The organism is Rhizobium sp. 01N48 (assembly GCF_056399145.1).
This window is the reverse complement of record NZ_JBFTQT010000006.1, coordinates 276,502-291,561: the sequence shown is the minus strand read 5'-3', so window position 1 is coordinate 291,561 and position 15,060 is coordinate 276,502. Positions and strand designations below refer to the sequence as shown.

Genomic DNA, 15,060 nt, shown 5'->3' with positions numbered 1-15,060 from the left:
GCAGTCATGCTTCCAACTCCCTTGTTGAGATCTGCGAAACCCCAACAGGATAAGCCGAAAGGCTGGAAGTGTGACTGTCCCTCGATCATTACCTGCATCTCACTGATCCGTTCTCTCAACGGGCGCGGCCTCTTTCATGCCACCTCCTGATGATGAACATTGAGGCCGGCACTGACAGCGCCTGCAGTCGGACGTCAGGAGATTTGTGGTGGCGCGCGCGGTTGGCCGATCCGGCCACGCAGGGTGGGCGCAATGGCGGCGTCTGCGGTGAAGACGATCGCGGCTGTGCCGACGGCATCGACGTGGAGGATCGCGGTGTCAGCACCGAGGATGGCCGGCATTGCGTGGGCAGCGAGGCGGCAAAGCGTGCAGCAGGGGCAATCGGCGGCCTTGCCATGCGATCGATCATGCGATGTGCCGTCGCTGGTGTTTTCGGCATGATCGACGTGGTCGATGACGCTTTCGCCTGCCATGGAGCAGATCGACTGCAGGGGATCCATGGCGGAGGTCGCCATCGATCCCTGCGCCTGGCCCGACAACAGGCCCTGGATCAGCAGCAGGAGGGCGACGAGCAGCGTGATGGCGCTTGCCGATGCCCTGTCCCCCAACACTGTCCTGATCATCCCCATATCCGCTGCATGCCACAGCGCGCGGACAATGTCACGCTGCCAGCTGGCGACGCCAAAGCTGCATTCTTTCCATCTAATCATCAACTTAGGCGATTGACGTCAGGGGATGCGACCTTTGGCCACCTCACGACCCGATCATTCACGGACGATTTGCGATCGTGATCTGTCCCCTTCCCGCCTGCGCCATGTCGTTGGTGGACACTTGCACCCGTGCGATATCAGGCATAGTGGCATTTCCAGCTCTTCGCCTATCCCGATTCCTTCCCATTTCCTGCGGCTCTATCCGTTCCGGAGACCTCCATGCTGTTCGGCATTCTCTGCGGCATCGCCACCTGCGCCTTGTGGGGGCTGACCTTTGTCGTGCCGCGCGCCATCGCGCCGTTCACGACGCTCGACCTGACCGTGGCGCGATATGGGCTGTTCGCGTTGACCAGCGTGGTGCTGATGGTTCACCCGCGCTTCCGGCCGCGTGGCATCAAGCTCAAGCCGATGATCACCGCGCTGCTGCTCGGCGGTATCGGCTATGTCGGCTATTTCATCAGCGTCGCCTATGCCGTCCGGTTCGCCGGCGCCGCCATTCCGCCGCTGGTGATCGGGACGATGCCCGTGATCCTGGCGATGATCGCCAACTTCCGCGACCGTTCCGTCTCGTGGCGCCTGCTTGCGTTGCCGCTGATGCTGATCGCGGCCGGGATCGCCTGGGTGAACATCGCCGTCTTCGCATCGACGCCAACGGGCGACAGGATGATGATCGCCTACGGCATCGCATCCGCGGCGATCGGGCTCGTTCTCTGGGTCGTCTATGGGCTTGCCAGCACCGCCACCATGCAATCGCCCGACGCACCCGACATTCTGCAATGGACGGGCCTGCAGGGCATCGGCGCCGGGCTCGGCAGCCTTGTGCTGATCCCGCTGACATCCCTGAACACGCCGATCGTCTTTACGGACATCGACCTCATGCGCTTCCTTTTGTGGTCGCTGATCATGGGGCTTGCCGGCGCTTGGCTCGCCACGCTTTTATGGATGATCGCCTCGAAGAGGCTGCCGCTTGCGCTCGCCGCCCAGTTGATCGTCGCCGAAACGGTGTTCGGCCTGATCTTCGGCTTCGTCTTCGAACAGCGGCTTCCGACGCTTGCCGAGGCCGGCGGCTCGCTGCTGCAGCTGGCGGGCGTCGGCATGGCGATCGCGATCTTCAGCCATGTCAGGCAGCAGCAGCACGCGTGAGCGACAGAGCGAACTGCTCGCGCCGATTGCTTATTATCCGCCAAAGGCTTAGGGTTCTGCTAGTCAATTCCAGGTTGGATAGAAGGCATGGTTCTCAGCGGCAAACGCATCCTCCTCATCATCTCCGGTGGCATCGCGGCCTATAAGAGCCTCGACCTGATCCGGCGCCTTCGCGAGCGCGGCGCCGCGGTTCGGCCGGTGATGACAGCGGGCGCGCAGCAGTTCGTGACACCGCTTGCCGTCGGGGCGCTCGCCGCCGACCACGTGTTCACCGATCTGTTTTCACGGCAGGACGAGCAGGATGTCGGCCATATAAGACTGGCGCGCGACTGCGACCTCGTGCTGGTGGCGCCTGTGACCGCCGACCTGATGGCGAAGATGGCGAACGGGCTGGCCGATGATCTCGCCTCGACGATGCTGCTCGCCACCGACCGGCCGGTGCTTCTGGCGCCGGCGATGAACCCGCATATGTGGAGCAACGCCGCAACCAAACGGAACGTCGCGACGCTTCATGGCGACGGCGTCCATTTCATCGGGCCGATGGCCGGCGAAATGGCGGAAAGCCGCGAGGCGGGCGTGGGCCGCATGGCGGAACCGCTCGATATCGTCGCCGCGGCGGAACGATTGCTCGACACCAACCCGAAGCCGCTTGCCGGGCGAAGGGCGATCGTCACATCGGGTCCGACGCATGAGCCGATCGATCCGGTGCGTTATATCGCCAACCGCTCATCCGGCCGGCAGGGCCACGCTATCGCTTCGGCGCTCGCAAGGCTTGGCGCGGAGGTGACGCTGGTCTCGGGGCCGGTGACGATCGCCGACCCCGATGGTGTGAAGACCATCCACGTCGAGCGCGCCGAGGAGATGCGTGACGCGGTGCTGACCGCGCTGCCCGCCGATATTGCGGTGATGGTCGCGGCCGTCGCCGACTGGCGCGTGGCATCCGCGTCCGATCAGAAGATCAAGAAGCATCCCGGCGAATCCATTCCGACGCTGGCTCTCACAGAAAACCCGGACATCCTGAAGACGATCGGGCATCACACGCTGCGGCCGAAACTCGTGGTCGGCTTTGCCGCCGAGACGCAGGATGTCGACAGCAATGCGAAGGCGAAGCTGGAGCGCAAGGGCGCCGACATGATCGTCGCCAACGACGTCTCGCCGGCAACCGGCATCATGGGCGGCGTGCGCAACCGCGTGAAGATCGTCACGCGCGATGGCATCGATCGATGGCCCGACATGGCCAAGGAGGATGTCGCGACGAAGCTTGCGGAGCTGATCGCCGAAAGGCTCAGGCGGGGATAGCGACGGGAGCGGATTTGGCAGGTGCCGCGACCGGCTGGAACGGCGTGACGTCGAGGCCGCTATCGGTCAGCGTGACGGCGCTGCCATCTGGAATTTCCGCCCAGGCATCGACATCGTCGTTGAGCGGCTCGGACACTAGGCAATAGCCTTTGCCGACCGGGGACGCATAGAGCGTGGGCGCCTTGCGATCGGTGGCGTAGCGGATGGCATAGAGCGCGTTGCCATCGGAAAAGGCGGCGGTGTAGCGCACCAGCGCTGAACCGAGAATGTTTTCCGAGAGGCCCTCGACGAAGCGGATCATTTCCGACATGGCGGCGATCGGCGTCTGGCGCAGGCCGAACTGGAGCGCGAGCAAAAACATCAGCTCGGAATCGGTGGTGCCGCCGCGCGCGTTGAAGAGATCGTCGTCGAGCATCGCCTCCATCGATCGGCGCAGGCGCTCGAAGCCCGCTATCTGGCCGTTGTGCATGAAGGACCAGTTGGCGAAAACGAAGGGATGGCAGTTGTCGCGCCGCGTGCCGCCGCCAGTCGCGGCGCGGACATGGGCCAGGAACAGCGGCGAGCGGATCTGGCGCGCGATGCTTTTCAGGTTGCAATCAGACCAGGCAGGAAGCGTGTCGCGATAGCGGCCGGGCTCCGGGTGGTCGCCATACCAGGCAATGCCGAAACCGTCTCCATTCGTCGCCGTCTTGGCGCGGGTGGCGCAGTGGGATTGTTCGATCAGAGAGTGCGCAGGCGAAGAGACAAGCTCCTCCAGATAGAGGGGTTCTCCGCGATAGGCTGCCCAGCGACACATGCTATTCACTCCGCAACCCGCCCTGATCGTGGCGGGATAATGCTGAAACGCACCGACGATTGTCGAATCCGATGGTTAATAAGAACTAAACAAGCATGTGGCTTGCAACCCGAACATGACGTTTTTCTGACATTGACGGCGATCAACTTCGGCAATGCAGCATTTTGTTTTGTGAACGTGGTTGTGGGCGGCCCGCGCGAACCGGGCGTGGACCACCAGCATTGCGCGCGATGTCTTGATGAAAGCCGAGGTATGGCTTATATTCACGAGGAGTGAGAGACAGGTTTGCACCTGCCTCCCGCTTGCTTAGGTTATGAAGCTAACCCGGACCTCTAGCAGCCAGCTGGTCCGGGTTTTTCTTACCCTAAACGTGATGCTAAGTGGAAACCACATAGCTCACCTCCTTGTGAGAGGGCGAGGCCGATCGCCGCGGTCGAGGTTGCCCATCTTCCCCGATCCCGCCGGCTGGCGCGGCGGACGCTGCTTTGCCACTCACGCCGCAAGCAATATCATCCCTTGGTTGCAATCTCCATTACCACCAAATTAGGCCTTGCATCCCGCTGAAATGCTCTTACCTTTCTTCTATCGGAAACAGAACGAAAGGAAGGTGATCCAATGTCTAATGAGATTTCGGACCTCGTAACGGGCTTGGAAGTGGTGATGAAGGCGAGGCAGCCCTCGCTCTGAAACCCGCCTTCCTGGGATCGCCATAGCGGTCCGGCCGGTTTTACAGGCCAAAACTCATGGAAAGGGTCGCTAGCGCGGCCCTTTTTCCGTTTCAGATCGCTAATTGACCAAAGGCAATTCCATCGCTATTCATAAAGTCATCAGATGACTTTATGAGGCGCCCATGCAGCCGCTTTCGAAAACCAATCTCGCGGAAACCGCGACAGAGGCGATCCGCGCCGAGATCCTTGCCAAGCGCTGGGCCGTTGGCGACAAGCTGCCCAACGAGGCGGCGCTGTCCGCCATGCTCTCCGTCAGCCGCGGCACGGTGCGCGAGGCCGTGCGTGTGCTCGTCTCGCAAGGCCTGCTCGATACGCGGCAGGGGTCGGGAACTTACGTGCTTTCGACCACCGACAGCGCATTGCCGCTGACCATGGCGCGCCGCGCCGGGCTTCGCGATCTCTTCGAGGCGCGGTGCGCGCTTGATGTCGAGGCAGCCAGACTGGCGGCGCTGCGCCACACACCGCAGACGATCACGACGCTGCGCAAGCTGCTTGCCAGCCGCGGCAATTTCGAGGGTGGCGACAAGATAGCCTTCATCGAGCGCGACCTCGCCTTCCACAAGGCTGTGATCGCCGCATCCCAAAACCGCGCGATGATCGAGATCTACGACTTCTTTTCCGCCTCGATCGCCGAGACCATCGAGGCGACTTTGGGCGAGGATATTCCCGAGCCCGACATGCAGGCCCACGCCGCCATCATCGACGCGATCGCCAGCGGCGACGCAGAGAAAGCGGGTGCGGCGGTACGCGCCTTCATGGCTCCCGTAATTACAGCTCTCGACCGGATGATCCTTTCATGACCACGCCTTCGCAAGACGCCGCCCATCTCTACGATCACGCCAAGGAGCAGCTGATCGATGCGGAAGCAGACAGCGTGCCGCAACCGCAGCCGCCGATGGGAACGAGCGCGACAGGGCGGTTCATGCTCGGCGCCAGCCTTGTGCTGATCGCGTTCAACCTGAGGCCGCTGTTTTCCAGCGCGTCGACGCTGCTGCCCGAAATCCGCAGCGAGCTTGGCCTGTCGGCGCTCGGCACCAGCCTGCTCACGACCTTGCCGGTCGTCTGCCTTGGCGCCTTTTCGCCGCTGGCGCCGAAGCTAGCCCAACGTATCGGCGCCGAGCGGACGCTGCTTGGCGTGCTCTTGCTGCTGGCACTCGGAACGGCGTTGCGCGGTCTCTCCTCCATCCCGCTTCTGTTTATCGGCTCGGCGCTTGCCGGCGCCTGCATTGCCGTCGGCAATGTTCTGCTGCCCGGTCTGGTGAAGCGCGATTTCGCTGATCGCGCGGCCTTGATGACGGGCTTCTACACGATGGCGCTCTGCGCGGGTGCGGCCGGTGCTGCCGGATTTACGTTGCCGCTCGAGCGCGCCTTCGGCGGCTCGATGGCGGCGGCACTGGCGATCTGGGCGCTGCCTGCCCTGGTGGTCGGCCTCATTTGGCTGCCGCAGGTGCTGTCGACGAAAGCGCAGGTGAAGCGCAGCGGCTTCTCCGTCGAGGGGCTGTGGCGGGACAGGCTTGCATGGCAGGTCACACTTTTCATGGGGCTGCAGTCGGCGCTTGCCTACTGCGTATTCGGCTGGCTGGTGCCGATCCTGCGCGAGCGCGGCATGGATGGCGTCACCGCCGGCGCGATCGTTTCCGTGTCGGTCATGGTGCAGGCGGCCTCCTGCCTGGTCGCGCCGCAGATCGCGGTGCGCGGCAAGGATCAGCGGGTGATCAACGCGGCGCTTTGCGGCATCGCCGTGGTCGCTTTGCTGGGGCTGCTCTTTGCGCCGCTTTCGACGGTCTGGCTCTGGGCGGTGCTTCAGGGGATCGGCCAGGGCGGACTGATTGCGGCGGCGATGACGACGATCGTGCTGCGCTCGCGCGATCCGCATGTGGCGGCGCATCTTTCCGGCATGGCGCAATGCGTCGGCTATCTGCTCGCCGCCATCGGGCCGCTCGTCGTTGGCCTGATCCGCGGCTGGACCGGGAGCTTCGCGTGGTGCGCGGTGCTGTTCGTGGCGCTCGGAGCGGGGGCCGCCATCAATGGCTGGAACGCCGGACGGGCGCTGCATGTGAACGCGCGGACGGTCGAGAAAACCGCCGATTGAGGCCTTCACCATCTGTTGATGCCATTTGCGGCGGCGCCGATGCTAGGCTCCGCGCAAAGATGGCATCCGCGGAGGAACAGTCGTGCGCTTTCGATCCATTGTCCTGGCCACCATCCTGGCCACGGGGCTCACCGCCGCACTCGGCCCATCCCTGACCTATGCGCAGGACGCCGCGCGGCCATCCGCAGGATCGCGCGAGGGCGTGCTGAAGCTGCTGCCGGCGGATTCCGTTACCGAGCATGAGATCACTCTCGATGGCCGCAAGCTCTCCTATACCGCGACTGCCGGAACGCTCGACATGTTCGGCCAGGATGGTGCGCAGACGGCGGCGATCTTCTATACCGCTTATGTCGAGAAGGATGGCGGGGCCAATCGGCCGCTGACCTTCGCCTTCAACGGTGGCCCGGGCGCTGCCTCGGCCTTCCTGCATCTTGGTCTCGTTGGTCCCCGCATCGTCGACTTCGGACCGAAGGGCGATGACGGCGCGGAAGCCAGGCTGGTCGACAACCCGAACAGCTGGCTCGACTTCACCGATCTCGTGCTGATCGACCCTGTTGGTACCGGCTGGAGCCGGACGGTGAAGCCCGACGACGCCTCGAAATACTACAATGTGAATGCCGATGCCGAAAGCGTCGCCAAGGCGATCGCGCTTTACGTCACGCACAACAACCGGGCGTCTTCGCCGAAATATCTGCTCGGCGAGAGCTATGGTGGTTTCCGGGCGGCGAAGGTTGCGAGCGCGCTGAAGGACACGCAGGGCATCATCGTCTCGGGCGCGGTGATGCTGTCGCCGCTCCTCGAGGGACAGCTGATGTTCGGGGCCGACGAGTTCGCGCTCGGCGCGGCGCTGGAACTGCCGTCGCTGGCGGCAGCTCAGATGGATCGGCAAAAGGCATTCGACGAGACGAAGCAGCGCGAGGCCGAGCGGTTCGCGCTTGGCGACTATCTGACGACGCTGGCGGGCGCGACGCCCACGGGCGATGCGGCAAAGGCGTTTTATTCCAAGCTCTCTGCCATGACGGGCATACCAGAGGATGTGGTCGAGAAGAACCGCGGCTTCCTCGGCAACGCCTTCGCCAAGGAGATCGGCAAGAGTGACGGGCTGGTCGCGAGCCCTTATGACGCGGCCTTTACTACACCCGATGCCTTTCCCGAGACGGCTGACGCAAGGGGGGATGACGCCATTCTCGACGGCTTTACGCGCGCTTATGGCGGCGCTTTCGCCGACTACGCCCGCAACGAGCTCGGCTTCAAGACGGAGATGACCTACTCGCTGCTCGACAGCGACATAAACCGTCAGTGGGAATGGGGTCGTCGCGGCGGCGGGTCGCGCCTGCAGGCAAGTGTGACCGGCGATATCAGGCAGTTTCTCGCCGCCGTTCCAAGCTTTCGGCTGCTGATCGCGCATGGCTACAGCGATCTCGTCACGCCCTATGGCGTCAGCCGCTATGTCGTCGACCATCTCCCGGCTTCGCTTGCCGCGAACCGGGTCGGGCTAAAGGTTTATCAGGGTGGGCATATGTTCTACACACGCGGCGATCAGGGCGCTTTGTTCACCCGCGACGCGAAGGCCTTTTATGCGGCCAATACCCCTGCGATGCCGGGAGATTGAGTGGCCACGAACGCCAACGCGAGGGGCTGCCAAGCGGCCTCGATGAGTTTTTGGGGTTGTCATCGGGCTTTGCTGCCACATTTAGACCACATGTCCTATCCAGCGCAGCCATCCCGAACCCTGAAGCCGCAGCAGGTTTCCGGGACCTCGTTTCTGTTCAATCTGCTCCGTTCCTCGGCCGCCGATTGGGCGCTGTTTCTCGATATCGACGGCACCTTGATCGATCTCGCCGACACGCCCGATGGCATTGTCGTGCCCCCTGCCCTGCCGCAGCAACTCGATCAGCTGTCGCGCAAGCTCGGCGGCGCCGTGGCGCTGGTGACGGGACGGGCGCTGCCCTATGCGGACAAGCTCTTTACCCCCTACAGTTTTCCGATCGCGGGCCTGCATGGCGCGGAACTGCGCCGCGCGGACGGGCGGATCGAGCAGGCCGAGCCAACGCCAGAATTCGAGAAACTCAAGGCTGATCTGCGGAAGGAAACGTCAGGCTTCGATGGCGTGCTGATCGAGGACAAGGGGGCAGCGGTTGCCGCCCACTATCGGCTTGCGCCACAGCGACAGGCCGAGCTCGAGCCGCTGATGGAGACGTTTCTCGCCAAGGCCGGCGAGAGTTGGACGCTGCAGCGCGGCAAGATGGTGCTCGAAATTCGCCCCGCCAGCGCCGACAAGGGGCATGCGGTGGAGACCTTTCTCTCCGAAGCGCCGTTCGCGGGCCGCCGACCGATCGCCATTGGCGACGATATCACCGACGAGGCGATGTTCCATGTCGCCAACCGGCTGGGCGGGCATTCGATCCGCGTCGGCGCACCTCTCTCCGGCACGGCCGCACAGCTGACGCTGCCGACCGCGGTCGCTCTCAGGGAACTCATCGCGCATCTCGCCGTTTGATGATCGCGACCTATCGATTGCCATTTTTGCATACTGCCGTTTTTGAAAGGAATATTGCGTGAGCCGTCTTGTCATCGTTTCCAACCGTGTGCCCGTTCCCGAAAAGGGCGGAGCGGCAGCGGCGGCCGGCGGGCTTGCCGTGGCCCTGCAGGCCGCGCTCCAGCAGCGCGGCGGCATCTGGATGGGCTGGTCGGGCAAGTCGAGCGGCGACACCGAGCCAGGTCCGTTGCAGATCAGCGAGGATGGCCGGATCACCTATGCGCTGACCGACCTCACCGAAAAGGATGTCGAGGAGTATTACTTCGGTTTCGCCAACCGCGTGCTCTGGCCGATCTGCCACTACCGGCTGGATCTGGCGGAATATGGCCGCAAGGAGATGACGGGGTATTTCCGCGTCAACCGCTTCTTCGCGCACCGGCTGGCGCCGATGCTTGAGCCCGACGACACGATCTGGATCCACGACTACCACCTGATCCCGCTTGCCGCCGAGCTCCGACAGATGGGGATCAAGAACCGCATCGGCTTCTTCCACCACATTCCCTGGCCGCCGGCGGACGTGCTTTTCACCATGCCAGTGCATGAAGAGATCATGCGCGGGCTTGCCGCCTACGATCTCGTCGGCTTCCAGACCGACCACGATCTCGAGAACTTCGCCGGCTGCCTGCGCCGCGAGGAGATGGGCGACGCGCTAGGCGACGGCCGCTTCAACTCGGGCGACAAGATCTTCAAGGGCGGCGCCTATGGCATCGGGATCGAGACCGAGGCCTTCGCGAAATTCGCCCGGAAGGCCGTCGGCCACGCCATGGTGCACAAGGCGAAGGAGAGCATCATCGGCCGCGACCTGATCATCGGCGTCGACCGGCTCGATTACTCCAAGGGCCTGACGCAGCGCATCGACGCCTTCGAGCGCTTCGTGCTAAACAACCCCGCCCACCAGCGCAACGTGACCTATCTGCAGGTAACGCCGAAATCGCGCTCGGAGGTTCCCGAATACGAGCAGATGCAGCGCACCGTGGCCGAACAGGCGGGTCGGGTGAACGGGGCGCTCGGCACCGTGGACTGGGTGCCGATCCGCTATATCAACCGCTCGCTCAGCCGGCCCATCCTTGCCGGGCTTTACCGGCTTGCGCGAGTGGGCCTCGTGACGCCGCTGCGCGACGGGATGAACCTTGTGGCCAAGGAATATGTCGCGGCACAGGATCCCGAGGATCCGGGCGTTCTCGTGCTATCGCGCTTTGCGGGTGCCGCCCGCGAACTGAAGGGCGCTCTTCTGGTCAACCCCTATGACATCGAGGGGACCGCCAACGCGATAGCGCGGGCGCTGAACATGTCGCTCGAGGAGCGCAAGGAACGCTGGCAGCGGATGATGGACTATCTCATGGTCCACGACGTCTCACGCTGGTGCGACGACTTCCTGCAGGATCTGGCCGCCTGACCTTCTGCCGTTTGAAAATAGAAATGTCAGAGACCGGCTTCGGCCAGCATCCAGGCGCCGAGCTCGTCGCTCCCGGGCGTGCGGCCTTTCGGCTGCAGCAGAAAATAGCCGCGATCCGGCGCTTCCAGCGTCGGGCCGGCGAGAGAGAGAATGCCGGTCGAAAGCAGCGTGTCGACCAGGCCCATCCAGCCGAGCGCCAGCCCCTGCTCGCCAAGCGCTGCCTGCACCACCAGCGAATAGGTGTTGAAACTGAGATCGCCCTGCCCGGCAAAGGCTTCGCGCCCGACGCCGAGTTCGGCGAAATAGCTGCGCCAGTCGAACCAGGGCGATGGTGCCGCCGTGTCGAGGTGGATCAGCCTGTTGCGGGCGAGATCGGCGGGCGTCTCAAACGGACCATTGCGCTCGATGAAGCCGGGGCTGCAGACGGGCGCCACCTTTTCCGGCAGCAGAAGCTTCGCGTCGCGGCCGAATTCGGCGCGGGTGCCGAAGACGACGGAGACGTCGCCCTCGCCCGAACGATGACGCTCCATGCGCTGCGTGGCGATGATCTGAATGTCCGTATCCGGATGGACCAGCCGAAACGCGTGCATGCGCGGGATCAGCCAGAGCGCGGAAAAGGCGTAGTCCGTATGCAGGCGGATCGACGGGCGTTCCTTTTCGCTGCGCAGCCTGCGCGTCAGCTGGTCGATCTCATCGACGCTTCTTGCGACCAGATCGAAGAGCCGCTGTCCCTCGGGTGTGAGCTCGACGCCGCGATGCTGGCGCTTGAGCAACGTCACGCCGATCTGCTCTTCCAGCCTGCGGATCTGATAGCTGACGGCGGGCTGGGTGAGGCCGAGCGCGCCGGCTGCGGCCGACAGGCTGCCGGCGCCGCCGATCTCCGCGAAAATGCGCATCCACCCCAGATCGATCGGCCGCTCTGCCATAAAAAATCCTGTTGGGAACCATCGAAAAAAGCTGCCTTCACAGGGACGATGCTAGTGTTGTTCAATAAAACTATCAAATGACAAAAAAGGGGAAATGAGATGACAGCAGTTTCCATGATCCGCCGTCTTGCTGCCGGCGTTGTGCTTACCGCTCTGGCCGTTGGGTCGGCCGCGGCCGCCGATGACGCTTCGTGCAAGACGATCCGCATGTCCGATCCGGGTTGGACCGACATCACCGCCACCAATGGCGTCACCTCCGTGATCCTGACTGCGCTCGGCTACGAGCCCGACGTCAAGACGCTCTCGGTGCCGATCGGTTACCAGTCGATGAAGAACGGCGAGATCGACGTCTTCCTCGGCAACTGGATGCCGGCGCAGAAATCCTTCATCGACGACCTTAACGCCGCAAAGGCTGTAGAGGTGATGAACAAGAACCTCGAGGGCGCGAAGTTCACGCTCGCCGTGCCGACCTACGTGGCCGACAAGGGCATCAAGGATTTCGCCGACCTGCAGAAGCATGGCGACGAATTCGGCAAGCAGATCTACGGCATCGAGCCGGGCGCGCCTGCCAACGGCAATATCCAGAAGATGATCGATGCCAACGACTTCGGCCTCAAGGACTGGAAGCTGGTCGAATCCGGCGAGCAGGCAATGCTGGCGCAGGTCGAGCGCGCCTCCAAGGACAAGGGCGCTGTCGTGTTCCTCGCCTGGGCGCCGCATCCGATGAACGAGAAGTTCCAGATCACCTATCTCTCCGGCGGCGATGCCTATTTCGGCGCGAACTTCGGCGGCGCCGAGATTTATACGCTGGCGCGCACCGGTTGGTCGGCGAAATGCCCGAACGCGGCCGCGTTCATGAAGAACCTGAAGTTCGACCTCAGCATGGAAAACGTGCTGATGGGCTCGATCCTCGGCGGCGAGGACCCGAAGGCCGCGGCGACCGCATGGCTGAAGGCCAATCCGACTGCTGTCGACCCATGGCTGTCCGGCGTCACGACGTTTGACGGCAAGCCCGCCGCGGATGCAGTCAAGACCTCCCTCGGCCTCTGATACTTCAAGGACACTAGAACAGCATGTCGCGCCCGAATTTTCTCATCCTGATGGTCGACCAGTATAACGGGACGCTGTTTCCCGACGGGCCGGCCGAGTTTCTTCATGCGCCGCATCTGAAAGCCCTGGCGAAGCGCTCCGTGCGCTTTGCCAACACCTATACGGCAAGCCCGCTCTGCGCGCCGGCGCGGGCTTCCTTCATGTCCGGCCAGCTGCCAAGCCGCACCCGCGTCTACGACAACGCCGCCGAATTCGCCTCCGATATCCCGACCTTCGCGCATCACCTGCGCGCGGCCGGCTATCACACAGCACTTTCTGGCAAGATGCACTTCGTCGGCCCCGACCAGCTGCACGGCTTCGAGGAGCGGCTGACGACCGATATCTATCCCGCCGATTTCGGCTGGACGCCCGACTATACCAAGCCCGGCGAGCGCATCGACTGGTGGTACCACAATCTCGGCTCGGTGACGGGTGCGGGCGTGGCCGAAATCACCAACCAGATGGAATATGACGACGAGGTCGCCTACAACGCGACCCGCAAGCTCTACGACCTTTCGCGCCGGCAGGACGATCGCCCCTGGTGCCTGACGGTCAGCTTCACGCATCCGCACGACCCCTATGTGGCGCGCCGCAAGTTCTGGGATCTCTATGAGGATTGCCCTCATCTCGACCCTGAAGTCGGCACGATCCCCTTCGAAGAGCAGGACCAGCATTCGCAGCGGCTGTTGAAGGCCTGCGACTACGACGCCTTCGAGATCACCCGCGAGCAGGTGCGCAACGCGCGGCGCGGCTATTTCGCCAATATCTCCTATATCGACGAGAAGGTCGGCGAGCTCATCGACGTTCTTGAGCGCGGGCGGATGGCCGAGGATACCGTCATCCTCTTCGTCTCTGACCATGGCGACATGCTGGGCGAGCGTGGCCTCTGGTTCAAGATGTGCTTCTTCGATGGCTCGGCACGCGTGCCGCTGGCCATATCGGCACCCGGCTGGGAGCCGAAGCTGATCAGCCAGCCGGTCTCGACGCTTGATGTGACGCCGACGCTGGCCTCGCTCGCGGGCATCGACATCACCAAGCTGAAGCCCTGGACCGACGGCGAGGATCTGACGCCGCTTGCCACGGGAACCGGCGGACGCGGGCCGGTACCGATGGAATATGCGGCCGAGGGCTCGATCGCGCCGCTGGTCGGCCTTCGCGACGGCAAGTTCAAGCTGACGCTCTGCGAGAAGGACGCGCCGATGCTCTTCGACCTCGACGCGGATCCGAAAGAGTTGAAGAACCTCGCCACCTTTCCCGCCTATGCCGAGACGCTGGCGCATCTGACCGCGCAGGCGGAGAAGCGCTGGAACCTTGCGAGCTTCGACGCCGCCGTGCGCGAGAGCCAGGCGCGGCGCTGGGTAGTCTACGAAGCGCTGCGCAACGGCGCCTATTATCCCTGGGACTACCAGCCGCTGCAGCGCGCCTCGGAGCGCTACATGCGCAACCACATGGATTTGAACGTGCTGGAAGAAAACCAGCGCTATCCGCGCGGCGAGTGAGATTGCCGTTTCGGTGGCAAATCGCTAAGTTCCGCCACCGAAACAAGGAGATATCTCATGAAAATCAGCGCTCGCAACCGCCTCAAGGGTAAGGTCGTCGAGATCACGCTCGGCGCCACGACGGCGCATGTGCGCATCGATATCGGCGGCGGCTCGATCGTGACGTCGTCGATTACCAACGAGGCGGTCAAGGAACTCGGGCTGACCGTGGGATCCGACGCCTATGCCGTGGTCAAGGCTTCCGACGTGATGGTCGCCGTCGACTGATTACGCCTTCTGGCAATAATGCGCCGTTCCGTCGTCGCCAGTCTGGAAATCGCCAGGTTGCGGCGGCGCGATCGGTTTGAACAGGGTGCGATCCGGCTTCAGGTCGAGCAGCGGTGTGCCGTCGAGGCAATCCATGCCGCGCACCAGAAGCGTCGATCCTTCTACAGCTTCCAACTTGACGATCGAGGTGCCGATCGGATTGGGGCGGACGGGGGAGCGGAGCGAAAAGGTGCCGTGCACCTTGCCCGAATTGGCCGGGCTCTGCAGCACGAGGTCGCGGCGGGAGCGATCCAGCCAGTATAGGATTTCCAGCCGCTCGAAGGCCTCGACGCCCTTCAGTGCCTGCGTCCACGGCTCGAAGATCTCGATCCGGCAGATCGGCCCGTCATGGCGCCCTTGGCGCGGGGTTTCCATGCGGGACGTCCAGGGCGTGCGAATTCGCCCGATGAAGACGAGGCCGGCATCCGTCGGCGGCGGAACATCGACCGCCACTTCGTTTTTCCGGATTTCGTTTTCCCTGACCATGCTGCGCTCCCAGTTTGCGGGAGGCACTATGGCATGGCGTTATTGCCGATG

At 63.5% G+C, this 15,060-nt stretch carries 14 protein-coding genes; 10 read left to right on the top strand and 4 right to left on the bottom strand.

Features of this window, described 5'->3' with window-relative positions:
* Window positions 1–194: 194 nt before the first annotated feature.
* On the bottom strand, window positions 195–623 hold the full coding sequence (locus tag AC1DOG_RS14650; RefSeq protein WP_477928968.1) for a DUF2946 family protein: 429 nt from the start codon (window positions 621–623) through the stop codon (window positions 195–197).
* Between the two features lie 306 nt (window positions 624–929).
* On the opposite strand from AC1DOG_RS14650, the gene AC1DOG_RS14645 reads away from it, so the two are divergent.
* Both AC1DOG_RS14645 and coaBC read left to right on the top strand, forming a co-directional pair.
* Complete coding sequence (locus tag AC1DOG_RS14645; RefSeq protein ID WP_477928966.1) at window positions 930–1,853, top strand: DMT family transporter; 924 nt, start codon at window positions 930–932, stop codon at window positions 1,851–1,853.
* An 87-nt stretch (window positions 1,854–1,940) separates the two neighbouring features.
* Window positions 1,941–3,152, top strand: coding sequence for a bifunctional phosphopantothenoylcysteine decarboxylase/phosphopantothenate--cysteine ligase CoaBC (gene coaBC, locus AC1DOG_RS14640; RefSeq protein WP_477928964.1), 1,212 nt, complete (start codon window positions 1,941–1,943; stop codon window positions 3,150–3,152).
* On the opposite strand, the gene AC1DOG_RS14635 is transcribed toward coaBC, so the two are convergent.
* Window positions 3,139–3,948, bottom strand: a complete 810-nt coding sequence (locus tag AC1DOG_RS14635) for a class II glutamine amidotransferase (RefSeq protein WP_477928962.1) — start codon at window positions 3,946–3,948, stop codon at window positions 3,139–3,141. The two genes, coaBC and AC1DOG_RS14635, sit on opposite strands and share 14 nt — an antisense overlap.
* A gap of 850 nt (window positions 3,949–4,798) precedes the next feature.
* Between AC1DOG_RS14635 and AC1DOG_RS14630 the strand changes: the two genes are divergently transcribed.
* From AC1DOG_RS14630 to otsA, 5 genes are all read left to right on the top strand, one after another.
* Window positions 4,799–5,476: a FadR/GntR family transcriptional regulator gene (locus AC1DOG_RS14630; protein ID WP_477928960.1), complete on the top strand. Its 678-nt coding sequence runs from the start codon at window positions 4,799–4,801 to the stop codon at window positions 5,474–5,476.
* Window positions 5,473–6,768, top strand: coding sequence for a CynX/NimT family MFS transporter (locus AC1DOG_RS14625; protein WP_477928958.1), 1,296 nt, complete (start codon window positions 5,473–5,475; stop codon window positions 6,766–6,768). The genes AC1DOG_RS14630 and AC1DOG_RS14625 overlap by 4 nt, the downstream gene beginning before the upstream one ends.
* A gap of 82 nt (window positions 6,769–6,850) precedes the next feature.
* Complete coding sequence (locus AC1DOG_RS14620; RefSeq protein ID WP_477928956.1) at window positions 6,851–8,380, top strand: S10 family peptidase; 1,530 nt, start codon at window positions 6,851–6,853, stop codon at window positions 8,378–8,380.
* Between the two features lie 90 nt (window positions 8,381–8,470).
* A complete protein-coding gene (gene otsB / locus AC1DOG_RS14615; protein WP_477928954.1) occupies window positions 8,471–9,268 on the top strand; it encodes a trehalose-phosphatase in 798 nt (265 codons plus the stop codon).
* A gap of 58 nt (window positions 9,269–9,326) precedes the next feature.
* Window positions 9,327–10,703, top strand: coding sequence for an alpha,alpha-trehalose-phosphate synthase (UDP-forming) (otsA, locus tag AC1DOG_RS14610; protein ID WP_477928952.1), 1,377 nt, complete (start codon window positions 9,327–9,329; stop codon window positions 10,701–10,703).
* A gap of 26 nt (window positions 10,704–10,729) precedes the next feature.
* On the opposite strand, the gene AC1DOG_RS14605 is transcribed toward otsA, so the two are convergent.
* Window positions 10,730–11,629 carry a choline sulfate utilization transcriptional regulator gene (locus AC1DOG_RS14605; protein ID WP_477928950.1) on the bottom strand — a complete coding sequence of 300 codons (900 nt, stop codon included), beginning with the start codon at window positions 11,627–11,629 and terminating at the stop codon, window positions 10,730–10,732.
* A gap of 99 nt (window positions 11,630–11,728) precedes the next feature.
* Here AC1DOG_RS14605 and AC1DOG_RS14600 point away from each other — a divergent pair, with 99 nt between their 5' ends.
* Genes AC1DOG_RS14600 through AC1DOG_RS14590 form a run of 3 tightly spaced genes read left to right on the top strand, consistent with a single transcriptional unit; the run spans window position 11,729 to window position 14,484 of the window.
* Window positions 11,729–12,679 (top strand): choline ABC transporter substrate-binding protein, encoded by a 951-nt coding sequence (locus AC1DOG_RS14600; protein WP_477928948.1) that lies wholly within the window; start codon window positions 11,729–11,731, stop codon window positions 12,677–12,679.
* 23 nt (window positions 12,680–12,702) lie between these two features.
* Window positions 12,703–14,217, top strand: coding sequence for a choline-sulfatase (gene betC, locus AC1DOG_RS14595; RefSeq protein WP_477928946.1), 1,515 nt, complete (start codon window positions 12,703–12,705; stop codon window positions 14,215–14,217).
* A 57-nt stretch (window positions 14,218–14,274) separates the two neighbouring features.
* Entirely contained in the window at window positions 14,275–14,484 is a 210-nt protein-coding gene (locus AC1DOG_RS14590) for a TOBE domain-containing protein (protein ID WP_018898137.1), read from the top strand.
* On the opposite strand, the gene tsaA is transcribed toward AC1DOG_RS14590, so the two are convergent.
* Window positions 14,485–15,009 carry a tRNA (N6-threonylcarbamoyladenosine(37)-N6)-methyltransferase TrmO gene (gene tsaA, locus AC1DOG_RS14585; protein WP_477928944.1) on the bottom strand — a complete coding sequence of 175 codons (525 nt, stop codon included), beginning with the start codon at window positions 15,007–15,009 and terminating at the stop codon, window positions 14,485–14,487.
* Window positions 15,010–15,060 lie beyond the last annotated feature (51 nt).